The sequence below is a fragment of the Pedococcus sp. P2_F6 genome (genome assembly GCF_056403675.1).
In genome coordinates this window covers 612,197-631,086 of sequence record NZ_JBFUEZ010000004.1, presented here as the reverse complement: position 1 = coordinate 631,086, position 18,890 = coordinate 612,197, and the positions used below count along the sequence as shown (strand labels likewise).

Annotated in this window: 22 protein-coding genes; 11 read left to right on the top strand and 11 right to left on the bottom strand. The window is 70.5% G+C overall.

The genetic code is table 11. The features are described from left to right. Positions 1-7: 7 nt before the first annotated feature. The gene (locus tag AC1DWP_RS14345; RefSeq protein WP_477615150.1) at positions 8-1,009 is read right to left on the bottom strand and encodes a uroporphyrinogen decarboxylase/cobalamine-independent methonine synthase family protein; all 1,002 of its coding nucleotides are present in this window, start codon (positions 1,007-1,009) and stop codon (positions 8-10) included. A 59-nt stretch (positions 1,010-1,068) separates the two neighbouring features. Here AC1DWP_RS14345 and AC1DWP_RS14340 point away from each other — a divergent pair, with 59 nt between their 5' ends. After that, on the top strand, positions 1,069-1,485 hold the full coding sequence (locus AC1DWP_RS14340; RefSeq protein WP_477615149.1) for a hypothetical protein: 417 nt from the start codon (positions 1,069-1,071) through the stop codon (positions 1,483-1,485). A gap of 8 nt (positions 1,486-1,493) precedes the next feature. On the opposite strand, the gene AC1DWP_RS14335 is transcribed toward AC1DWP_RS14340, so the two are convergent. Continuing rightward, the gene (locus tag AC1DWP_RS14335) at positions 1,494-2,468 is read right to left on the bottom strand and encodes a S1C family serine protease (protein ID WP_477615148.1); all 975 of its coding nucleotides are present in this window, start codon (positions 2,466-2,468) and stop codon (positions 1,494-1,496) included. A 257-nt stretch (positions 2,469-2,725) separates the two neighbouring features. On the opposite strand from AC1DWP_RS14335, the gene AC1DWP_RS14330 reads away from it, so the two are divergent. From AC1DWP_RS14330 to AC1DWP_RS14320, 3 genes are all read left to right on the top strand, one after another. Then, positions 2,726-3,055 (top strand): hypothetical protein, encoded by a 330-nt coding sequence (locus tag AC1DWP_RS14330; protein WP_477615147.1) that lies wholly within the window; start codon positions 2,726-2,728, stop codon positions 3,053-3,055. Between the two features lie 223 nt (positions 3,056-3,278). After that, positions 3,279-3,509 carry a hypothetical protein gene (locus tag AC1DWP_RS14325; protein ID WP_477615146.1) on the top strand — a complete coding sequence of 77 codons (231 nt, stop codon included), beginning with the start codon at positions 3,279-3,281 and terminating at the stop codon, positions 3,507-3,509. Positions 3,510-3,660: 151 nt separating this feature from the next. Continuing rightward, positions 3,661-4,284, top strand: a complete 624-nt coding sequence (locus AC1DWP_RS14320; RefSeq protein WP_477615145.1) for an antibiotic biosynthesis monooxygenase — start codon at positions 3,661-3,663, stop codon at positions 4,282-4,284. 109 nt (positions 4,285-4,393) lie between these two features. On the opposite strand, the gene AC1DWP_RS14315 is transcribed toward AC1DWP_RS14320, so the two are convergent. From AC1DWP_RS14315 to AC1DWP_RS14305, 3 genes are read right to left on the bottom strand one after another with little or no spacing between them, the layout of a single operon-like run. Next, positions 4,394-4,777 (bottom strand): MmcQ/YjbR family DNA-binding protein, encoded by a 384-nt coding sequence (locus AC1DWP_RS14315; RefSeq protein ID WP_477615144.1) that lies wholly within the window; start codon positions 4,775-4,777, stop codon positions 4,394-4,396. Positions 4,778-4,782: 5 nt separating this feature from the next. Then, complete coding sequence (gene mnmA, locus AC1DWP_RS14310) at positions 4,783-5,868, bottom strand: tRNA 2-thiouridine(34) synthase MnmA (protein ID WP_477615143.1); 1,086 nt, start codon at positions 5,866-5,868, stop codon at positions 4,783-4,785. After that, positions 5,868-7,055, bottom strand: a complete 1,188-nt coding sequence (locus AC1DWP_RS14305) for a cysteine desulfurase family protein (protein WP_477615142.1) — start codon at positions 7,053-7,055, stop codon at positions 5,868-5,870. The genes mnmA and AC1DWP_RS14305 overlap by 1 nt, the downstream gene beginning before the upstream one ends. A 137-nt stretch (positions 7,056-7,192) precedes the next feature. On the opposite strand from AC1DWP_RS14305, the gene AC1DWP_RS14300 reads away from it, so the two are divergent. The 3 genes from AC1DWP_RS14300 (at position 7,193) to AC1DWP_RS14290 (ending at position 10,421) form a co-directional block, all read left to right on the top strand. Next, positions 7,193-7,696 carry a SigE family RNA polymerase sigma factor gene (locus AC1DWP_RS14300; protein WP_477615141.1) on the top strand — a complete coding sequence of 168 codons (504 nt, stop codon included), beginning with the start codon at positions 7,193-7,195 and terminating at the stop codon, positions 7,694-7,696. After that, the gene (locus AC1DWP_RS14295) at positions 7,686-8,843 is read left to right on the top strand and encodes a hypothetical protein (RefSeq protein ID WP_477615140.1); all 1,158 of its coding nucleotides are present in this window, start codon (positions 7,686-7,688) and stop codon (positions 8,841-8,843) included. Before AC1DWP_RS14300 ends, AC1DWP_RS14295 begins: the two co-directional genes overlap by 11 nt. A 117-nt stretch (positions 8,844-8,960) precedes the next feature. After that, positions 8,961-10,421, top strand: a complete 1,461-nt coding sequence (locus AC1DWP_RS14290) for a S8 family peptidase (RefSeq protein ID WP_477615139.1) — start codon at positions 8,961-8,963, stop codon at positions 10,419-10,421. A 282-nt stretch (positions 10,422-10,703) separates the two neighbouring features. Here AC1DWP_RS14290 and AC1DWP_RS14285 read toward each other — a convergent pair whose 3' ends face one another. From AC1DWP_RS14285 to AC1DWP_RS14275, 3 genes are all read right to left on the bottom strand, one after another. Further along, positions 10,704-11,663, bottom strand: coding sequence for an electron transfer flavoprotein subunit alpha/FixB family protein (locus AC1DWP_RS14285; RefSeq protein ID WP_477615138.1), 960 nt, complete (start codon positions 11,661-11,663; stop codon positions 10,704-10,706). 47 nt (positions 11,664-11,710) lie between these two features. After that, the gene (locus AC1DWP_RS14280; RefSeq protein WP_477615137.1) at positions 11,711-12,493 is read right to left on the bottom strand and encodes an electron transfer flavoprotein subunit beta/FixA family protein; all 783 of its coding nucleotides are present in this window, start codon (positions 12,491-12,493) and stop codon (positions 11,711-11,713) included. A gap of 371 nt (positions 12,494-12,864) precedes the next feature. Further along, positions 12,865-13,329 carry a hypothetical protein gene (locus AC1DWP_RS14275; RefSeq protein WP_477615136.1) on the bottom strand — a complete coding sequence of 155 codons (465 nt, stop codon included), beginning with the start codon at positions 13,327-13,329 and terminating at the stop codon, positions 12,865-12,867. A gap of 209 nt (positions 13,330-13,538) precedes the next feature. Between AC1DWP_RS14275 and AC1DWP_RS14270 the strand changes: the two genes are divergently transcribed. Then, positions 13,539-14,288 (top strand): class I SAM-dependent methyltransferase, encoded by a 750-nt coding sequence (locus AC1DWP_RS14270; RefSeq protein WP_477615135.1) that lies wholly within the window; start codon positions 13,539-13,541, stop codon positions 14,286-14,288. Here the strand turns inward: AC1DWP_RS14270 and arfB are convergent. Beyond that, the gene (gene arfB, locus AC1DWP_RS14265; RefSeq protein ID WP_477615134.1) at positions 14,285-14,770 is read right to left on the bottom strand and encodes an alternative ribosome rescue aminoacyl-tRNA hydrolase ArfB; all 486 of its coding nucleotides are present in this window, start codon (positions 14,768-14,770) and stop codon (positions 14,285-14,287) included. The two genes, AC1DWP_RS14270 and arfB, sit on opposite strands and share 4 nt — an antisense overlap. Then, positions 14,767-15,480 (bottom strand): VOC family protein, encoded by a 714-nt coding sequence (locus tag AC1DWP_RS14260; protein ID WP_477615133.1) that lies wholly within the window; start codon positions 15,478-15,480, stop codon positions 14,767-14,769. Before AC1DWP_RS14260 ends, arfB begins: the two co-directional genes overlap by 4 nt. Positions 15,481-15,577: 97 nt before the next feature. Here AC1DWP_RS14260 and AC1DWP_RS14255 point away from each other — a divergent pair, with 97 nt between their 5' ends. The 3 genes from AC1DWP_RS14255 (at position 15,578) to AC1DWP_RS14245 (ending at position 18,160) form a co-directional block, all read left to right on the top strand. Next, positions 15,578-15,991 carry an MmcQ/YjbR family DNA-binding protein gene (locus tag AC1DWP_RS14255; RefSeq protein WP_477615132.1) on the top strand — a complete coding sequence of 138 codons (414 nt, stop codon included), beginning with the start codon at positions 15,578-15,580 and terminating at the stop codon, positions 15,989-15,991. A gap of 40 nt (positions 15,992-16,031) precedes the next feature. Beyond that, a complete protein-coding gene (locus AC1DWP_RS14250; protein WP_477615131.1) occupies positions 16,032-17,552 on the top strand; it encodes a 1,4-alpha-glucan branching protein domain-containing protein in 1,521 nt (506 codons plus the stop codon). Positions 17,553-17,728: 176 nt separating this feature from the next. Then, entirely contained in the window at positions 17,729-18,160 is a 432-nt protein-coding gene (locus AC1DWP_RS14245) for a hypothetical protein (RefSeq protein WP_477615130.1), read from the top strand. A gap of 48 nt (positions 18,161-18,208) precedes the next feature. Here the strand turns inward: AC1DWP_RS14245 and AC1DWP_RS14240 are convergent, their stop codons facing one another. Then, the gene (locus AC1DWP_RS14240) at positions 18,209-18,883 is read right to left on the bottom strand and encodes an acyltransferase (RefSeq protein WP_477615129.1); all 675 of its coding nucleotides are present in this window, start codon (positions 18,881-18,883) and stop codon (positions 18,209-18,211) included. Between the last annotated feature and the right edge of the window lie 7 nt (positions 18,884-18,890).

Here is an 18,890-nt window from a genome sequence, read left to right as displayed (position 1 = left end):
TGGTGGGTCAACTCTCGGCTCGTTCCGACCATTCCGCGGCCACGGCGACCGCTGCGCGTTGAACGCGCCAGGCCCCCTCTGGTGTGAGTCCGGGCAAACCGCAGGCCGGGCTCGCGGTGAGGTCGCCCAAGGACTTCGCAGACATCCCGGCGTCGTGCCAGCCGCGGCTCACCACGTCGGCGGCACCGCGGACGGTGCCGCTGGCATCGGTCGGCAGGCACCCGGCATACAAGGCCACGCCGTCCTCGACGGTGGCGGCGATCGACTCCCAGCGTTGGGGGGTGAGGGAGGTGACGTCGAGGCTCACGGCGCCGACCCCGGTCGCCCGGAGCAAAGGCAGGGGTATGCCGGGATCGCAGCAGTGCACGACCGTCGCCGCTGCCTCGATGGCGGGGTTGTCGGTCGCGGCGGCGAGCACGTCGCGCAGACCGTTCATGGCGGCGAGGGGGTCGACGGGGCGCAGGTGCCCGTAGCCGGAGGCCGTGGGCAGGTGACCGGCGAGGACGGCAGGCAGGGACGGCTCGTCGAGCTGCAGCACGAGCGAGGCACCGGGGACGAGGCGGGCGACATCGGCCAGGTGGACCCGCAAACCCTCGGCGAGCGAGCCGACGAGGTCGCGCAGCGCCCCCGGATCGGCCAGTGCCTTCTCACCGCGCTGGAGCTCGATGCCGGCGGCGAGGGTCCACGGGCCGGTGCACTGGATCTTGAGGTCACCCGCGTAGCCGTCGAACGCCTCGGCGAGCTCGTCGAGGTCCTGGCCCAGCAGGGCCTTGGTGCGCTGGGCGTCGTGCCCGCCGCGCTCGACGAAGCGCCAGCCGCTGGGCTGGAGGTCCACGTGCAGGTCGACCAGCAGTCCGGCCGCCCGACCGATCATGTCGGCGCCGGGTCCGCGAGCCGGGAGCTCTGGCAGATAGGGCAGGTGTCCGTCACCGAGGATGTCGCGGACGCCCTTGAGGGCTTCGCGGATGTCGGTGCCCGGGAGAGATCCGATGCCGGTTGCGCGAGCCACGCCCCGAGACTAGTCAGCGGTACCGACACGCCTGAGGGCAGGATCCCTAGTCTCTACCCATGGCTCGAGTGGACCCGGACGACGACAGCATCCGTCGCTTCGTGGTGCATCACCACCGCTACGACCCGCAGCGCCGCGAATTTCGCAACGTCGCTGTGGCCGCGTTCGACAACGCCGACGAGTTCGACGCCGCCCTTCGCGAGACAAGCGCTGGCATCGAGCGCCGACGTCGGTCAGGCGAACCCGTCGACCGCCGCGAGCACGCGTCGGGCACCGAGTACGGCCCGGGCGCTCGCGAGCAGGCCGCCTACGGCCGGTTCCTGCAACGCGCCGCCCGCCATGGCGTCGACGTGCGGCGCTTTCTGGCCAAGCGCGACCCGCCATCCAACATGGCGTTCATCTTCTTCGACAGCGACGACGGCGATGGCCAGACCGACACGGGACGCGGCGAGGACAGGGGCGAGGACGGCGGCTGACTGCTCCCTCAGTCGGGGAGCTCGCTCGGCAGGACCACCGCGTCCACCAGTGCGCCGTTGCGGATGACGGTGACTTCCATCCGCCTCCCGATCGCCTCGGTGAACAGGCGCTTCTGCAGCGACTGGGCATCGCCGAGCGGGGCGCCGTCGATCGCAAGGACCAGGTCGCCCGCGAGCAGGCCACTCCTCGCCGCCGGGCTCTTCTCGACGACCTCGACCACTCGCAGCGCGCCGCGCTGCCCGTACCGCTCGGCCTGCGCCGGCGTCAGCCGTGCGGGAGTGCTCACGAGCCCGAGGTAGGCGCGCCGCACCCGCCCGTCGTGCATCAGCGCGTAGATGATCCGGTGGGTCGTGGCATTGATTGGTACCGCCATGCCGAGGCCGATTCCGGCGACAGCCGTGTTGATCCCGACGACCTGACCGCGGCTGTCGGCGAGCGCCCCACCGGAGTTGCCGGGGTTGAGCGCGGCGTCGGTCTGGATGACGTCCTCGATCAGGCGCGCGGTCGTGCGGGTACGCACCGGCATGCTGCGGCCGAGGGCGCTCACCACTCCGGCCGTGACGGTGCCCGACAGGCCCAGCGGGTTGCCGACGGCCACCACGAGCGAACCCACGAGGAGCGAGCTCGCGTCGCCGTACTCCGGCGGCGCCGGCACCTCGCGGTCCGCGCGGATGACCGCGATGTCGGACAGCGGGTCACGGCCAACGACCTCGAAGTGCGCGACCGTTCCGTCGGCGAACTCGGCACTGCCTCCGCTCGCGTCGCCGACGACGTGCGCGTTGGTGAGGAGATGCGACTCGCCGGTCAGCACCACGGCAGACCCCGAGGACTCTCCGCGGCGCGACCGGATCCGCAGGGCCGCAACCTTGGGCGTCAGCTGTGCCGCGACGGAGGTGACAATCGCCGAGTAGGCGTCCAGCGCGGCCGACTCTGTGGCCGGGTCAGAGGCCGCGGGGTCCGTGGCCGCCGGGTCTGTGGTCATGCCAGTGTCAACGAGCGGTCGGCACGGTGGGATTCCTGGGTTCACCGAGGGCGAACGACGCGGTCGCGGACCCGCGGTCGACCTCGGCACACAGATGCCCCGAACCTACCGATTCGCGCCCATTCCCTCGTCGAATCAGTGCAGATGTTCTAGCCGGAGTCATGGCCCCGGTGGAGGCGGGGAGCCTGCATGGAGTTCTAGCGTCGAGACAAGCCGCGCGATGTGCAGGGCGGCCATCTGCAACCGAAGGAGCACGCATGCGCCTCAAGCGTCTGATCATCGTCCCGGCGGCAGCCGGGGTCCTCGTCCTCGTCGGAGTGTCAGCCGCCAGTGCCGGCGAGATCACCGGCACTGGCAAGCCCGCGCAGGGCGCCGCGCACGCCAACTCGATCTGCGCGTTCTCCGGACTGGAGGACGGCGATGGTGCCGGGTTCCCCGGTCCCGGCGGTGCGCCGCCCCAGAACTGGGGCCACAGCAAGTCGTTCTTCGGGGCGACCCCAGCCGAGCGCAAGGCGTCGGGCTTCCAGCCGGGCGACTCCTGCAACGGTCACCGTGGCTTCCTCGCCGGTGGTGGCGAGGAGCCGTAACCAGGTCGCTGGCCTGACCCACGACTGGGCCCACTCTCCCCGAAGGGAGGGTGGGCCTCGTCATGTGGCGGAGACGGTTCCGGCCTGGAACCGGAGTCAACCGTGCTGTTACCCGGCTGATACCGCCTCAGCACCAGCCTGGAACCACCCCGTGTCACAACGGTCTGACCACGGGAGGTCCGGCACTCAGGTCGACCGCCCTCGACCCTCGAAGGAACCGATCATGTCCACCACTCGCCGCACCATCACCACCACGATCGCACTGGCCGGCCTGCTCGTCCTGGGAACCGGCTCCGTCCCTGCCACCGCCCGCCAGGACGCGGGCCCGACCGTCGTCCACACGATCCCCGACGAGGGCCACTGCCCGCTCGCCCGCGTGGGGACACAGTTCGTCAAGTGCGACAACCTCACCGGAAACGGCGTGCGGGCCCCGGGCTGGATCCCCCGCGCCTGAGCGTTCCTCTCCGATCGCCGGACGGCTCCTGCGTTCGGAGAGGGCACTCAAGATCCCCTGGGATCACTCTTGCCGCGGACCGGGCGGGGGAGCAGTGTTAGCCCTGACGGTAGCGCCGTCGGGGTGCTGCCCCGAGCAGAGGAGTTTCGTCGTGTATGCACGAACCACAACCGTCCAGGCAGACCCCTCCAAGATCGACGACGGGATCGCCAACGTCCGTGACGAGGTCACGCCGGCGATCACCGCCATGGATGGATGTGTCGGGATGTCGATGCTCGTGGACCGCGCGTCCGGCCGCTGCATCGCCACATCGTCGTGGGAGTCAGAGGCTGCGCTGCGGGACAGCGCCGGCAAGGTCCTTCCGCTGCGTGATGCAGCCGAGCAGGCCCTGGGTGCCAGCACCAGCACCGTGGACACGTGGGAGGTCGCCGTCGTCCACCGCCACCACGCCATGCCCGAAGGCGCCTGCGCTCGGGTCACCTGGCTGAGCGGGATGGCCGATCATGCCGAACGCGCTTCCGACGTCTTCAGGATGGCCGTCCTCCCCAGGGTTCAGGAGCTCGATGGGTTCTGCAGCGCCAGTCTGCTCATCAGCCGCGAGACCGGCCGAGCGGTGGGCACCGTCACCTTCGAGCGCCGAGAGCAGCTCGAAGCCAGCCGCGATGCCGCTGCCGGCATTCGCGAAGCAGCGAGCAGGGACATCGGCTCGACCATCGACGACGTGGCAGAGATGGAGGTGGTGCTCGCTCATCTCCACCTCCCCGAGATGGTTTGACAGCAGCGTCAGGCACAACATGCCGGGATGGTCCCTGCCCCCGGACCATCCCGACCTCGCTCCCGGGTCATGGAGTGCGCAGGCACCCTCGGGAGCGACGCGCCCGGACCTAGATCGCGTCGTGGTGCGTGATCAGCCGCTTCGGTGCAACGCAGCGCCAAGCGTCCTCGATGATCTCCTCGACGTGCGACCAGTCGATGTCGTCCACGTCGAGATAGACCCCGACCCACCCCCGATGACCCACATACGGCGGCCGGAAGTAACGACGCGGCTCGGCTGCGACCAGTGCGGACTGCACCCCTTCCGGTGCAGCCGTCCAGATCGCCGTGCGGTCGTCGTGGTGCTCCTGCGCCGCCATCACGAAAGCCTTCCTCCCACCGGCGAACCAGCAGGGCTCACCGTGCGACTCCCGTTGCTCCGTCTCCGGGAGCGCGAGACACAGCGACCGCACCCGCGCCAGCGGTGACCCGTCCTGGATCCCGCCGCGCACCATACGAGTCAGCGCTCGAGCCAGGCGGACGCGATCGTCGCCGAGCCGACCACGCGCGTTCCTTCGTAGAGGACCACTGACTGGCCCGGCGCGACGCCGCGGAGCCGACCAGCGAGCCGCACCTCCACGTCGTCGCCGGATGCCCAGGCCTGCGCGGGCACTTCCTCGCCGTGTGCGCGCACCTGGGCGCCCACCTCGACGACGCCCTCCGGCGGCGGACCGCACCACCGGGCGTGGTCACCACGAATCGCGTTGACCCCCAACAGGTCTGACGTGCCGATCATGACGCGGTTGGCCGCCGCGTCCACCGACACGACGTAGCGCGGGTCACCGTCCATGACCGACCGATCGAGACCCAGCCCCCGTCGCTGACCGACGGTGTAGGCATAGGCGCCCTGGTGCGCGCCCACCACCTCGCCCGACTCGGCGTCGACGATCTCGCCGGGCTGCTCCCCCAACCGAGACGTGAGCCAGCCGCGGGTGTCGCCGTCGGCGATGAAGCAGATGTCGTGCGAGTCGGGCTTGCTGGCGACGTAGAAGCCGCGCTCCTTGGCCTCGGCGCGGATCTCCGGCTTCGCCGTGTCACCCAAGGGAAAGAACGCCCGATCCAGCTGGTCGGCGTCGAGCACCCCCAGCACGTAGGACTGGTCCTTGGCCATGTCGACGGCACGGTGCAGCTCTCGGCCGCCGTCGTCGCGCTCGACGACCTGGGCGTAGTGGCCGGTCGCCACCGCGTCGAAGCCCAGCGCGACCGCCTTGTCGAGCAGCGCGGAGAACTTGATCTTCTCGTTGCAGCGCAGGCAGGGGTTGGGGGTGCGTCCGGCGGAGTACTCCGCGACGAAGTCCTCCATGACGTCGCGCTTGAACTGCTCGGCCATGTCCCAGACGTAGAAGGGGATCCCGAGCATGTCGGCGACGCGGCGGGCATCCCCGGCGTCCTCGATCGTGCAGCAGCCACGGGCCGACTCGCGCAGCGTCGCAGCACTCTGCGACAGGGCGAGGTGCACGCCGACGACCTCGTGCCCCGCGTCGAGCATCCGTCCGGCGGCGACGGCGGAGTCCACCCCGCCGGACATGGCGGCGACGACCCGCATCAGTCGGTCCATCCGCTGGCCCGCCGGGCACGCTCGATCGCCGCGGGCAGGGCGGCAAGCACCGCGTCGACGTCGGCGTCGGTCGAGGTGTGGCCGAACGTCAGGCGCAGCGCACCCCGCGCGGACTCCTCGGGGATCCCCATGGCCAGCAGAACGTGCGACGGCTGCGGCACACCTGCCTGGCAGGCCGAACCGGTCGAGCACTCGACGCCGACGGCGTCGAGGAGGTAGAGGAGGGAGTCGCCCTCGCAGCCGGGAACGAGCAGGTGCGCGTTGCCGGGCAGCCGGTGTATGCCGTCGCCGGCCTCCCACGCGCCCGTCGCCCTGATGTCGTAGCCGAGATCCATCGCCGAACGGATCAGCCTGTCCCGCAACGCCATCAGCCGAGGTGCCTCCATCGAGATGCTGGCGACGGACTCCTCCATGGCCACAGCGAAGGAGCGGATCCCGGGGACGTCGAGGGTCCCGCTGCGGATCTGCCGCTCCTGTCCCCCACCAAAGGTCTGGGGCACGACCACTGCATCGCGGCGCACGAGCAGCGCGCCGACTCCCACCGGCCCACCGACCTTGTGGGCGGTGACCGTCATCAGGTCGGCTCCCGACTCGGCGAAGTCCACGGGGAGGTGGCCTGCGGCCTGCACCGCGTCGGTGTGGAACGGCACCCCGAACTCATGGGCGAGGGCCGCGAGCGCTGCCACGGGCTGCACGGTGCCGACCTCGTTGTTGGCCCACATGACGGTGACCAGGGCCACCGAGTCGGGGTCCTCCTCGATCGCGGCGCGCACAGCGTCGGTCGTGATGAAGCCGAGCGCGTCGGGCTCGACCCACGTCACCTTGGCCCCCTCCTGGGCGACCAGGTGCTCGACGCAGTCGAGGACGGCGTGGTGCTCGATCGCGCTGCAGACGATGCGCACCCGGCCCGGGTCTGCCTCCCGCCTCGCCTCGAACGTGCCGGCCACGGCCAGGTTGTCGGACTCGGTGCCCCCGGACGTGAAGACCACCTCGGACGGTCGTGCGCCGAGCGCCTTGGCCAGCCGCTCGCGCGACTCCTCGACGACCCTGCGAGCCATCCGGCCGGAGGTGTGCAGCGAGGACGCGTTGCCGGTGGTGGCCAGCTGGTCGGCCATCGCCGCGATGGCCGATGGGAGCATCGGCGTGGTGGCGGCATGGTCGAGGTAGGCGGTCACCGTCGAAAGTTTACTCGTCAACCGCTCAACCTTCGGTCGGAGTGTGGCGTTGGGTACGTCAGCGGGCGACGAGCCCCGGCCGCTGCCGTGTTCGGGACTACCGTCAGGGCTCGGGACTGTCGGGTGGAGGGGGCGGGGTGCAGCAGAGCGAGGAGGCCGCGTTCGGGCAGTTCGCGGAGCGGGTCATGCCCCGGCTCCTGCGGACGGCCTGGCTCCTGACCGGTGACCCGAACCGCGCGGAGGACGCCGTCCAGGAGTCACTGGTCCGGCTGTTCGGGGTCTGGCCAAGGGTCCGTCTCGACGAACCCGAGGCCTACTGCCACCGCATCCTGCGCAATCTCGTGGTCAGCACCTGGCGCAAGGATCGCCGGCTCGTGCTGGTCGAAGACGTCCGGGACGACGTCGACGAGCGCAGGGCGACCGACGACGCCGGCACGCGGCTCGACCTCGTGCGGGCCCTCCAGGAGCTGCCCGTTCGCGAGCGCGAGGTCGTCGTGCTGCGCCACTACGCCGACCTGTCCGAGCGCGCCGTCGCCGAGCTGCTGGGAGTCAGCGTCGGCACCGTGAAGTCGTCGTCCTCCCGCGGGCTCGAGCGCCTGCGAAGCCTCATCTCCGACAAGGGGGAAGCCCATGTCCAGTGACCTCGACCTCATCGAACGCCTTCGCACGGACCCCGCCCCGGCCATGCACGTCTCCCTCGCGGACGTCCTCGCCGAAGGACGTCGACGCCAGCGCCGCCGGACCGCCCGGTGGCTTGCGGCCGGTGCTGCAGCGGCCGTCGCCGCGGCCCTGGTGGTGGCAGTTGCGCTCCAGCTGTCCGGTGAGGCACGCACCGCCCCACCTGCCGGCACCCCCAGCGGCATCACTTCCGGCAGCTATGTCTGGCAGCCGACGAACCCCGAGCTCTCCGGGGCGACCACCATCGTGGCATCCGGGGGCTCCTATGCCCTGCGGGTGGACGGTGGCGTGATGACCGTCAAGGTCACCCGCGACGGCGCCAGCGCCCCGCCCCTCAGCGCGGCCCTGCTCCGCACCGGGGCGGCGTGGCGGGAGGTCGACGGCACCTCGGGGCAGCGCGTCCTCGTCGGGGTCGTCCGCGGCAAGGCCGACGACATCGTCTACCAGCCCAGCCTCGCCGCCTCCATGGCCGAGCACACCGTGGTGACGCGGGATGCCGGTGACTTCACGGCATACGTCATCTCGTTTGCCGCGCCGCAGGCGGTGACCACCATCGCCAGGGACGTGGGCTGGCTGACGACCAACGCAGGCATGCCCAGCTGGGCCCTCGGCGACGGTGGGGGCGGTGCGGGTCTGGCGCTGGACCTGGACGGTGAGGCCCCTTCCCTGCTGCCGCCTTACGACGTGACCGTCACCGGACCGCCGTCGACGACCACGCCGCCGAGGAAGGCCGTGGAGCTGACCATCTCGCTGGGCGAGGTTCGCCTGGGAGCCCCCCTGACGGTGAGCGTCGACCGAGGGGCCGTCGTCGTGGGGTCCGGGGGGCTGCAGACCGAGCTCGCCGGCGCGGACCCGGAGACCGCCTTCGGCTACGACACGATCGCCCTGGCGGACGGCCGGTCCCTGGTGTGGGGAGTACTTCCCCAGGGGATCAAGTCCGTCCGGCCCACGGTGGACGGCGGAGTGCGCGTGGGTGTCCCGGCGCTCGCCAACCTCGTGGTCCTGCCGTACACCGTGTTCGCCGTGCTCGTCGAGGGCACGCCGGACCACGTGGTGGGCCTCCAGGCGGAGTTCGCAGGGCGTCCCGGTGGCATCAGCGTGACGCAGTAGCACGGGGCCCGGCTTTCCTGACCGTCCCTTTACCTACCGGGCGTAACCGCGCCCGCCTCCCCTCGTTGGACACGGCATACCGACCACCACCGGTGCTGGTCTCACGAAGGGAACTACATGCACACCGCGAAGAGAACCCGGGCAGTCGTCGCGACGGCCGCCACGGCCGCCCTGGCCGCCATGGCCCTCGCCACGCCCGCTTCGGCAGGCCTGCTGTCCTCAGGCAAGGCCCTCGCTCCGGTCCAACCGTGGCTGGCTTCCCAGCTGGGGGTGCTCAAGGCCGCCACCCCGACCACCGTCCTCGTGCACGGCACGGACACCGCGGCCGCCACCCAGGCCGTGCAGGCGGTTGGCCTTCGCAAGGTGACGACGTTCGACAAGATCGGCGTCGTCGTGGCCACGGGACTCCCCGCCCAGGTGCAGGCAGTCCGGTCACAGCCCGGCGTGACCTACGTCGAGGGCAACCAGCCCATCGAGATGCTGCTGTCGACCTCCAACAAGGCCACCCGCGGCGACGAGGCCCGCAACACCCTCACAGGCGCCAACGGGACCGCGCTCGACGGCAAGGGGGTCTCCGTCGCGGTGATCGACTCCGGGGTGGACCCGACGCACCCGTTCCTGAAGAACCCCGACGGCACCTCCGCCGTCGTCAAGAACCTCAAGATGGTGTGTGAGCCGCTCACCGAGAGCACCTGCGCCCCCGTCGACGCCGGCTCGGCCAACACCGACCTGCTGTCAGGTGGCGGGCACGGCATGCACGTCAACGGGATCGTCGCGGGTCGCGACGTCACGCTGTCAGACGGCACCAAGATGCACGGTGCCGCCCCGGGCTCGAGCCTGGTCAGCATCAGCACCGGTGCCGTGCTGTTCATCATCGGCGCCGACGCAGCCCTCAACTGGGTGCTCGAGAACCACAACGCCCCGTGTGGCGCGGGCGTCCCGGCCAGCACCTGCCCGCCGATCAAGGTGACGTCGAACTCCTACGGCCCCAGCGGTGGTGGCGCGTTCGACCCGAACTCGGCCACGGCCAAGATCCAGCGTGCACTGGTCAAGGAGGGCGTCGTCTCGGTCTGGGCCAACGGCAACGACGGCGGCGACGGGTCGAAGGACCTGTCCAACCCGCCCGGCAAGGACCCGACCCCCGGCATCCTGTCGGTGGCCTCGTTCTTCGACCAGAACACCGGCACTCGCGACGGCACCGTCTCGGACTTCTCGAGCCGCGGCAAGGCCGGCGACAAGTCGACCTACCCGGACATCTCGGCGCCGGGTGAGGACATCACCAGCTCGTGTCGCGTCTACCTGCCGATCTGCTCCTCGGGGCTCGATCCGAAGGACGGCGGCGACTACAACACCATCAGCGGCACCTCGATGGCCACCCCGCACATCTCGGGCATCGTCGCGCAGCTCTTCCAGGCCAACCCGAACGCCACCCCGGCGCAGATCGAGGCCGCGATCGAGTCGACTGCCTACAAGTACACCAACGGTGCACCCTACGAGGCAGGCACCAATGGCACGACGAGCTTCGACAAGGGCCACGGCCTGGTCGACGTCGTCGCTGCCGCCAACGCCATCCGCTAGCAGCCAGCGGAAGGTCGCGAGGTTCCCGGGCCCYGTGAGGGGGACCCGGGAACCTCGTCCGGTACCTGCGTGCGCACGGCGCAGACCGGGGGAACGCCTCGGACCACCCCCTGTGGTCCGGGGCGTTCTCGGTGTGCCGGGTGGCCGGCATACCAAGCCTCCGTGCACAGGGGTATGCCGCGTGGCCGGCACACCCCGAAGGCCCCCGACCAGCGTGGTCGGGGGCCTTCGGTGATTCAGTGTGCTGTGGTCAGCCCTTCGAGGCCTCAGCCCTTGGAAGCCTCAGCCCTTGGAAGCATTGACGGCCTCGGTGGCCTGCGGGAGGACCGTGAACAGGTCACCCACGACTCCGAAGTCGACGAGCTCGAAGATCGGGGCTTCCTCGTCCTTGTTGATGGCGATGATCGTCTTGGACGTCTGCATGCCCGCCCGGTGCTGGATGGCGCCGGAGATGCCGCACGCGACGTAGAGCTGCGGCGAGACCTGCTTGCCGGTCTGGCCGACCTGCGAGGTGTGCGGGTACCAGCCGGCGTCGACGGCGGCGCGGGAGGCGCCGACAGCGGCACCGAGGGAGTCCGCGAAGGTCTCGACCGGCGAGAAGTCGCCGCCGGTGCCGCGACCACCGGAGACCACGATCGCGGCCTCGGTCAGCTCAGGGCGGCCGGTGGCTTCCTTAGGCTTGGACTCGGTGACCTTGGCGCCCTTGGCAGCCTCGGAGATGGTCGGCTCGAACGCCTCGTCGGCGGCCGCGCCGGCAGCCTCCTCTGGAGCGGCCGAGTTGGGCTTGACCGTGATGATCGGGGTGCCCTTGGTCACGGTCGACTTCACGCTGTAGGAACCAGCGAAGACCGACTGGGTGGTGGACACGCCGCCACCCTCACCGGCCTGCACGTCGACGGCGTCGGTGATCAGGCCGGAGTCGGTCTTGATGGCCAGCCGGGCGGCGATCTCCTTGCCGGCGGAGTTGCTCGGGATGAGGACCGCGGCAGCGGAGGTCTTCTCGACGAGCTGCGCGAGCAGCTCGGCCTGGGGCGCCACGAGGTAGTCGGTGACGTCCGCGTTCTCGACGCGGTAGACCTTCTCCGCGCCGTACTTGGCCAACGTCGCCTTCGCAGCGTCGAACCCGGAGCCGACGAAGACGGCGCTGGGCTCGCCGAGGCGGCGGGCGATGGTGAGCAGTTCTGAGGTGGTCTTGCGAACGGTGCCGTTCGCGTGGTCGACCAGGACGAGTACTTCAGCCATGAGTGGTTCCTCTCTTAGGCGTTGTTGGGGAGCTCAGGCTGGCCGGCTCAGATGAACTTCTGCGCGGACAGGAACTCCGCGAGCTTGGTGCCGCCGTCGCCGTCGTCGGTGACGATCTGGCCCTGCTCGCGCGGGGGGCGCTTGGTGAACGACTCGACCTTGGTCCAGGCGGCGTCGAGGCCGACCTGCGAGGCGTCGATGCCGAGGTCGGACAACGCCCACTCCTCGACCGGCTTCTTCTTCGCGGCCATGATCCCCTTGAACGAGGGGTAGCGCGGCTCGTTGATCTGGTCGGTGACCGACACGAGCGCAGGCAGCGTCGCGACGATCGTCTCCGAGGCGGCGTCACCGTCGCGGCGGATCGTCACCGTCGAGCCGTCGACGGACAGCTCGGACGCGAAGGTCGCCTGCGGCAGGCCGAGACGCTCGGCGAGCATCGCCGGGACGACGCTCATGGTGCCGTCGGTGGACGCCATGCCGGTGATGACGAGGTCGGGGGTGCCGGTCTTCTTGATCGCCTCCGCGAGGACCAGCGAGGTCGCCACGGCGTCGGAGCCGTGTATCGCGTCGTCCTTGACGTGGATGGCCTTGTCGGCGCCCATCTGCAGGGCCTTCTTGAGTGCGTCGGCCGCCTGGTCCGGGCCGACGGTGACGACGGTCACCTCTCCCTCGCCGGCCTCCACGAGCTTGAGGGCCTCCTCGACGGCGTACTCGTCGAGCTCGGACAGCAGACCGTCAACGCCCACTCGGTCGGTGGTGTTGTCGGAGTCGTTGAACGTGCGGTCGGACTGTGCATCCGGCACGTACTTCACGCAGACGACGATGTTCATGAACTGATCGTCCCCTTCTTGGAATGGATACCGCTGGGATCGACATCGCGTATCGACAGTGAGTATCGAAAAATGGGTCAGGTGCCATCCTTACAGCCCGCGCCCCCGATCGACACGCCAGCACCGCGTGACGCTCACCACGAGGCAAACCGCGCAAGTCCACGCACGGCTCGTGAGGGAGGGTGACGGTGCCCACACCATCGGTGCACGAGCATGGCGCAGCCCAAACCCAGCGACCAGAAGTTGACCGTGGCCGACCTCGCCGCCGAGGTCCGGAGCCTCAGGCGGGACATCGCGGGATACGACACGGCCCGGTCAAGGTCTTGGCTGAGCCCCGAACCGCGGGCTCAGCCAAGACCCTCGATCACCATTCAGTGGCAGTGGAAGAACTCGTGGACCGTACCGTCGGGGCGCTGGTTGAAGTGCTCCACGTTCTGGTTCGAGAAGGTTGAGCCGTCCGAGCCCTTTCCGCGCACGCTGAACGTGAACGTCCCCTCGACCACTGACCCGTTCGCGTTGAAGCCGCCCCAGACCGTGAACTTGCCGGCGTAGCTAGGCAGGGCCGGGTCCTCCAGCGGTGTCGCAGTGAAGGTGCCCGTCTGCGTGAACGTCTCGTGTGAGCGGCCGTCGTCGAAGGCGGTCACGTGCTCGATGGAGTTGGACGTCGTGGTGATCGTGTACAGCGGTCCGCCACCTTCGCAGGTGGGGACGACGTCCACGAACGTCTCGACGACCCCCTTTGCGGTGTGCGTCTCGGTGATGGGTGCCGCATAGGCGGGACCGGCGAGTAGGACCAGGAATCCGGTCAGAAGGACAAGCGAAAATCGTCGCAGCATGATGGCCTCCCAGGTGGTAGCTGCTACCCCTGCATCTCGCAGTCTTCGCCGCCCCGAATCCGCCCGCAATAGCTCCTTCTGACCACATCCGCCCGTGGCTGAGCGACCACGGTGGGGATATCTTGGCGTCTCGACGTGCAGTGCCGAAGAGAGGCTTTCAGGTGGCCCCAGAATCGGGATATCCGCAGGTCGAGCCCCACGTTCTCGCATTGACTGGGGAGCGCACCGCACCGCATGTCTGGCACGAGAACTACTGGTTTCGTCGCCACGAGGCGGGGTATGCGGCCGCCCCCGGCTGGGTGCACACCGCACCTGCCGTCGTCCTGGACGCCGGATGTGGCGAGGGGTATGCAGCGGGCCTCCTCGACGTGTTCTGGCCCGGAGTGCGCGTGGTCGGCCTGGACTACGACGCGGCGACGACCGCCCACGCTGCGCGGACCCACGGAGGTGAGCGGGCGTCCTACATGCGGGCCGCTTTGACGGCGCTGCCGCTGGTGACTGGCGCGGCGGACGCGACTTTCTCGCTCCAGGTGCTCGAGCACATCTGGACGCCCGGCGACTACGTGCGCGAGCTCGCCCGGGTGACGCGACCGGGCGGGGTGGTGGTGCTGTCGACGCCGAACCGGCCGACCTTCTCGCCTGGGCTCGGGCGGCGCGACAAGCCCTCGAACCTCTACCACTGCCGCGAGTACGACGCCGAGGAGCTGGTGGCCGAGCTGGATCGGTGGCTGCCCGGGGCCGAGGTGACCCTGGTGCGTCTGGGCCACGGCGAGCGCCTGCTCCGGTGGGAAGCGGCGTACGGGTCGCTCGTGGCAGCCCAGCAGGAGCAGGCGCCCCAGGACTGGGACCGAGAACTGCGCGAGATCGTCGGCTCGGTGACCGTGGACGACTTCGTCTTCGGCGCGTCTGACGAGGACTGCCTGGACCTCTTCGGCATCGTGCGGCTGATGATCCCCTAGCCGTCGTCGACGGTGCGGCGGCCGGTCTTGAGCTGGCCCCTGCGCTTCTTGCTCTCGATCCGGCGTCGCTGCGAACCCTTGGTCGGGCGGGTGGGGCGACGGGTGGGCGGGTCGGGCGCGGCCGCCTCCCGGAGCATGGTGACGAGGCGCTGCCGCGCGACCACACGGTTCTGGCGCTGGGATCGGTGTTCGGACGCGACGACGACCAGCCGGCCGCCGACGAGCTTCGGCGCCAACCGCGCGAGCAGGCGCTCGCGGGTGGCCTCGGGCAGCGCGGCGACAGCGCGTGACGTCGCCGGGTCGAAGTCGAGCTCGACCCGGCTGTCCGTGGTGTTGACGCCCTGTCCCCCGGGCCCGGACGAGCGGGAGAAGCGTTCGACCAGCTCACCGGCATCGATGACCAGGCCGTGGCGCAGCCCCGGCCCTGCGGGCACGCGCAACGGCGCCCCCGGTTGTGGCCGACCGCCAGGTGCGGCGATCACGGGAGGAGGCGCAGCTCGTTGCCGTCGGGGTCGGCCAAGGTCGTGCCGCCGCCCTCCCGGCCCACCCGGTCCCAGTCGTCCACCCGCGTGGCGCCGAGCGAGAGGAGGCGGGCCACCTCCGTCGCGTGGTCGTCCGTGGTGGCCAGCAGCAGGCGTTGGCGGTTCCTCGTGGGCTTGGGAGCCAGCGGCGGACCTCCCCAGGCGACCTTCGTCCCTCCCACGGGCGACTGGACGGCCGTCTCCCCGTCCTGGTCCCACACCAACGGCCAGCCGAGCACCTGGCTCCAGAACACGCCAACGTCGCGGGACCCTTCGCAGGCCAGCTCACCGAGGAAACCGCAGCCCGCGAGGAACGAGCTGTCCGGCGCGATGACGCAGAGCTCGTTGCCCTCAGGGTCCGCCAGGACCACGTGCCCCTCTTCGGGCAGCTGGCCGACGTCGAGGTGGTGGGCGCCGAGGCCGAGTGCCTCGTCGACGATTCGCTGCTGGTCGTCGGCGTCGACGCTCGTGAGGTGCAGGTGGATGCGGTTCTGCAGGGTCTTGACCGACGTGCTCGACACGAAGCGCAGGCCGACCTGGGTCTCGTCGGCCGCGAGGAACAAGCCCCCGCCGTACTCCTCCACCGGCCGCACGAGCAGCGAGCCCCAGAACTGCGCCAGTGCTGCGGGGTCGTGTGCGTCGAAGTCGACCCCGACGAGTCTGGAAGGCATTCCCGAACCGTGTCACGGGCGCGGGGCTCAGGCAAACGGTTTCCGGCGGTCCGGTCAGCGAGTGGGGTTGTCGGTGGCCCGGACTAGGGTCACGGCCGTGGGTGACGTCGACGTCGATCTCGACCCTGCCCTGGTGGCCCGGGTCGCCGCGATCTGTCTCGCCCTGCCCGAGGTGCACGAGCAGGACGCCTGGATCGGCGTGCGGTGGCGGATCCGTCAGCGCACCTTCGCCCACCTCGCCCACGTCGACCCCCGCGGCGGCTCGGTGTTCGGGCTGGCCGCGCGGCTGGGCAGTCCCGCCGACGTCATCACGTTCCGCTCCTCCGGAGAGGAGCTCGAGGCCCTGGTCCACTCGGGGCTGCCTTTCTACAAGCCGGACTGGAGTCCGCACGTCATCGGCATGGTGATCGACGACGACACCGACTGGGACGAGGTGGCCGAGCTGATGGCCGACAGCTACTGCCTCATGGCCCCGAAGAAGCTCGCCCGCCTCGTCCAGCCACCGCCCTGACCCGCCAGGCTCGCCGCCCGGTGCGGCAGACTGGTGGCTTGTGACTCCCCCCGTGCCGGGCGCGTTCTGCCTCGTCCTGCACTCCCACCTGCCCTGGCTTCCCGGCCATGGGGTCTGGCCACTGGGCGAGGAGTGGCTGTTCCAGGCCTGGGTGGAGTCCTACGTGCCTCTCGTCGCAGAGCTGGACTCCCTTGCGGCAGAGGGCCATCGCGACGTGCTGACCCTCGGCGTCACCCCCGTGCTCGCCGCCCAGCTCGACGATCCACGGATGCGCCGTGACGCCGCGACGTGGGCTGGACTGTGGGGCATGCGCGCCCGCGAGATGGGCTTCGACGTCGACCCGCACCGCCGGTCGACGGCGGAGCGGGAGTATGCCGGGGCGTCCGGCGCGGCGAGCCTGCTCGAGTCACGGTGGCGTGCGGGCGGGTCGCCGGTCCTGCGCGGCCTGCGTGACCAGGGAGTGGTGGAGCTGCTGGGCGGCCCGAGTGCGCACCCGTTCCTCCCCCTGCTCCTGCCCGAGCTCGCGGCGCTCGCGCTGCAGGCGGGCCTGGCCGACAGCGCCTGGCGGCTCGGCGAACGGCCTCGCGGGATCTGGTCACCCGAATGTGGCTGGCACCCGGCCCTCGCGCAACCGTTCACGGACGCCGGCGTCGGGCACTTCGTCGTCGACGAGCAGACCGTGCGCGACTCCGGCGGTCATCCCCACGCCGCGTGGCGGGTGGCCGGGACCGACATCGTGGCAATGCCCCGCAACCTCGAGGTCACCAACCTCATCTGGTCCTCGCGCAGCGGCTACCCGGCCTCACCGGTCTACCGCGACTTCCATGCGCGCGAGGAGTTCACCGGCATCAGGTTGTGGGCGATCACCGAGCCCGACGTGGACGTCGACCGCAAACGGCCCTACGACCCCGACGAGGCGCGCGACCAGCTGGACCATGACGTGGCGCACTTCGTCGACGCCGTCCGCGATCAGCTGCTGCACGCGCACGAGGTGCGCGGCGAGCCGGGACTGGTCGTCGCGGCATACGACACCGAGCTCTTCGGGCACTGGTGGCACGAGGGACCGGTGTTCCTGGGCAAGACGATCCGGGCCTTGCGGCGGGCCGGCATCACTGTGACCACGCTCGAGAAGGCCCTCGCCGGTGGCCACGTCGCGGGCGACCTCGACCTCGCGCCCGGCTCGTGGGGCGCCGGCAAGGACTACTCGGTGTGGGATGGCCCGGCCGTGCGCCAGATCGCGCACGAGAACGAATGGCTGCAGCGTCGCTGGCTCGACGTGCTCGGCCGCGAGCGCGCTGCAGGGCGGTTGCGCACGCGACGCCCCGACCTCGACCAGCTGCTCCAGACCCTGTGGCACGCGCTGTCGAGCGACTGGGCGTTCCTCGTCACCCGAGGGCAGTCCGTCGACTACGCCCGGCGTCGTGCCGACGAGCACCGACGCGACTTCCACATCCTGGCCCAGCTCGTCGAGGACGGCCGCCGTGCCCAGGCGGTCGACGAGGCCAGGCGACAAGGTCTGCGGGACAACGCTTTCCCCGCACTGGACGCCCGCCTCGGGTGAGTCCCGAGCACGTCGGGGCGAGGGCCGCCTCCCCCGTGTGTCCTAGGTGGTTCCCGCGATGCGAGGGCCCACACGATGCCATCCAATGGAGGAGGCCCGGCGCCCGCCGGTCACCACGTCCATCGAGAGGCCTGGTCATGTCGAAACAGCAACGCATGGCCGCTGCAGGGGCAGCCATGGCACTCGCAACCATCGGGCTCGGGGTCGGCTCCGCCCCGGCTGCCGAGCCGACGCCATTCACCATCACGGAGACCATCGACGCGTCTGTCGAGGGTGACCCCACCTTTACCGCGACGGGAGGCCTCTGCGCGTCAGGCACCCTGTCCGACGACGTGCGGGTCTTCGCCGGCAACCCGGTGAAGCCCAAGGCGGCGCTGCTGATCCGGACGGTCTACACCTGTGCGGACGGCAGCGGCGAGTTCTACGCGCAGAAGCACGTCTTCATCGTGTTCGGCGAGACCGGACTCACCAACACCGGGCCGGTGAGCCTGATGGGGGGCACGGGGCGCTACGACAAGCTCAGCGGCCACGGCGTCGACGTCGGCGCCCAGGACTTCGAGTCGGGCACCGGCACGGGGGTCGTGACGGGCGTGCTCTCACTCGGGTGAGCTCTGTGGACGCGCGCCTCGCGCCTGGGCGGGGCGCGTGTCCGCTGCTCATTCGCGGGTCTTGACGACCCTGCCCGGTATGCCGGCGACGACCGAGCGCGCCGGGTACTCACCGCGCGCGACGGCGGAGGCCGCGACCACGCTCTGGTCGCCGATGTCGACGCCCCGGGTGACGACGACCTTGGTGCCGAGCCACACGTCGTCGCCGATGCGCACCGGCGTCTTGACGATGCCCTGGTCCTTGATCGGCACCTCCAGCGACGTCGTCACGTGGTCGAAGTCGCAGATGTAGACGTCGTCGCCGAACAGGCAGGCCTGCCCGATGGAGATGTCGATCCAGCAGTTGATCGTGTTGCGGATGCCGATGACCGACTTGGGGCCGATCCGCAGGGTGCCCTCGTGCGCCCGCAACCGGGCGTGCGCCCCGACGTGCGTGTAGGCGCCCACGACCAGCCGGCCGTAACCCTCGCGCACCTCGAACCGGACGTCCGGACCGATGAAGCACGGCCCCTCGAACCGCAGCGAGGGGTAGCGGGCACTCGCCCGCGCCATCCGCAGGTAGCTCAGCAGGTGATGGCGGGTGAAGGCTCGGTTGGCCATCGCCCAGCCCACCCAGCGGGCCCACGCGAGAGGTCGGGGCAGTCCGAACGGCCCGTGCTCGGAACGCTCGCCGTGGTCGGAGGGCGACATGTCCGCGTCGGCTGCCGAGGTCTCGTGGCTCATTCCGGAT

What these genes read in the sequence shown, in the direction of transcription:
- AC1DWP_RS14295 (WP_477615140.1), top strand. Translation starts at nt 7,686, where the DNA reads ATGTCCAGTGACCTCGACCTCATCGAACGCCTTCGCACGGACCCCGCC.
- AC1DWP_RS14280 (WP_477615137.1), bottom strand. Translation starts at nt 12,493, where the DNA reads ATGAACATCGTCGTCTGCGTGAAGTACGTGCCGGATGCACAGTCCGAC.
- AC1DWP_RS14330 (WP_477615147.1), top strand. Translation starts at nt 2,726, where the DNA reads ATGCGCCTCAAGCGTCTGATCATCGTCCCGGCGGCAGCCGGGGTCCTC.
- AC1DWP_RS14275 (WP_477615136.1), bottom strand. Translation starts at nt 13,329, where the DNA reads ATGCTGCGACGATTTTCGCTTGTCCTTCTGACCGGATTCCTGGTCCTA.
- AC1DWP_RS14325 (WP_477615146.1), top strand. Translation starts at nt 3,279, where the DNA reads ATGTCCACCACTCGCCGCACCATCACCACCACGATCGCACTGGCCGGC.
- AC1DWP_RS14290 (WP_477615139.1), top strand. Translation starts at nt 8,961, where the DNA reads ATGCACACCGCGAAGAGAACCCGGGCAGTCGTCGCGACGGCCGCCACG.
- AC1DWP_RS14315 (WP_477615144.1), bottom strand. Translation starts at nt 4,777, where the DNA reads ATGGTGCGCGGCGGGATCCAGGACGGGTCACCGCTGGCGCGGGTGCGG.
- AC1DWP_RS14245 (WP_477615130.1), top strand. Translation starts at nt 17,729, where the DNA reads ATGGCACTCGCAACCATCGGGCTCGGGGTCGGCTCCGCCCCGGCTGCC.
- AC1DWP_RS14260 (WP_477615133.1), bottom strand. Translation starts at nt 15,480, where the DNA reads ATGCCTTCCAGACTCGTCGGGGTCGACTTCGACGCACACGACCCCGCA.
- AC1DWP_RS14340 (WP_477615149.1), top strand. Translation starts at nt 1,069, where the DNA reads ATGGCTCGAGTGGACCCGGACGACGACAGCATCCGTCGCTTCGTGGTG.
- mnmA (WP_477615143.1), bottom strand. Translation starts at nt 5,868, where the DNA reads ATGCGGGTCGTCGCCGCCATGTCCGGCGGGGTGGACTCCGCCGTCGCC.
- AC1DWP_RS14285 (WP_477615138.1), bottom strand. Translation starts at nt 11,663, where the DNA reads ATGGCTGAAGTACTCGTCCTGGTCGACCACGCGAACGGCACCGTTCGC.
- AC1DWP_RS14335 (WP_477615148.1), bottom strand. Translation starts at nt 2,468, where the DNA reads ATGACCACAGACCCGGCGGCCACGGACCCCGCGGCCTCTGACCCGGCC.
- AC1DWP_RS14240 (WP_477615129.1), bottom strand. Translation starts at nt 18,883, where the DNA reads ATGAGCCACGAGACCTCGGCAGCCGACGCGGACATGTCGCCCTCCGAC.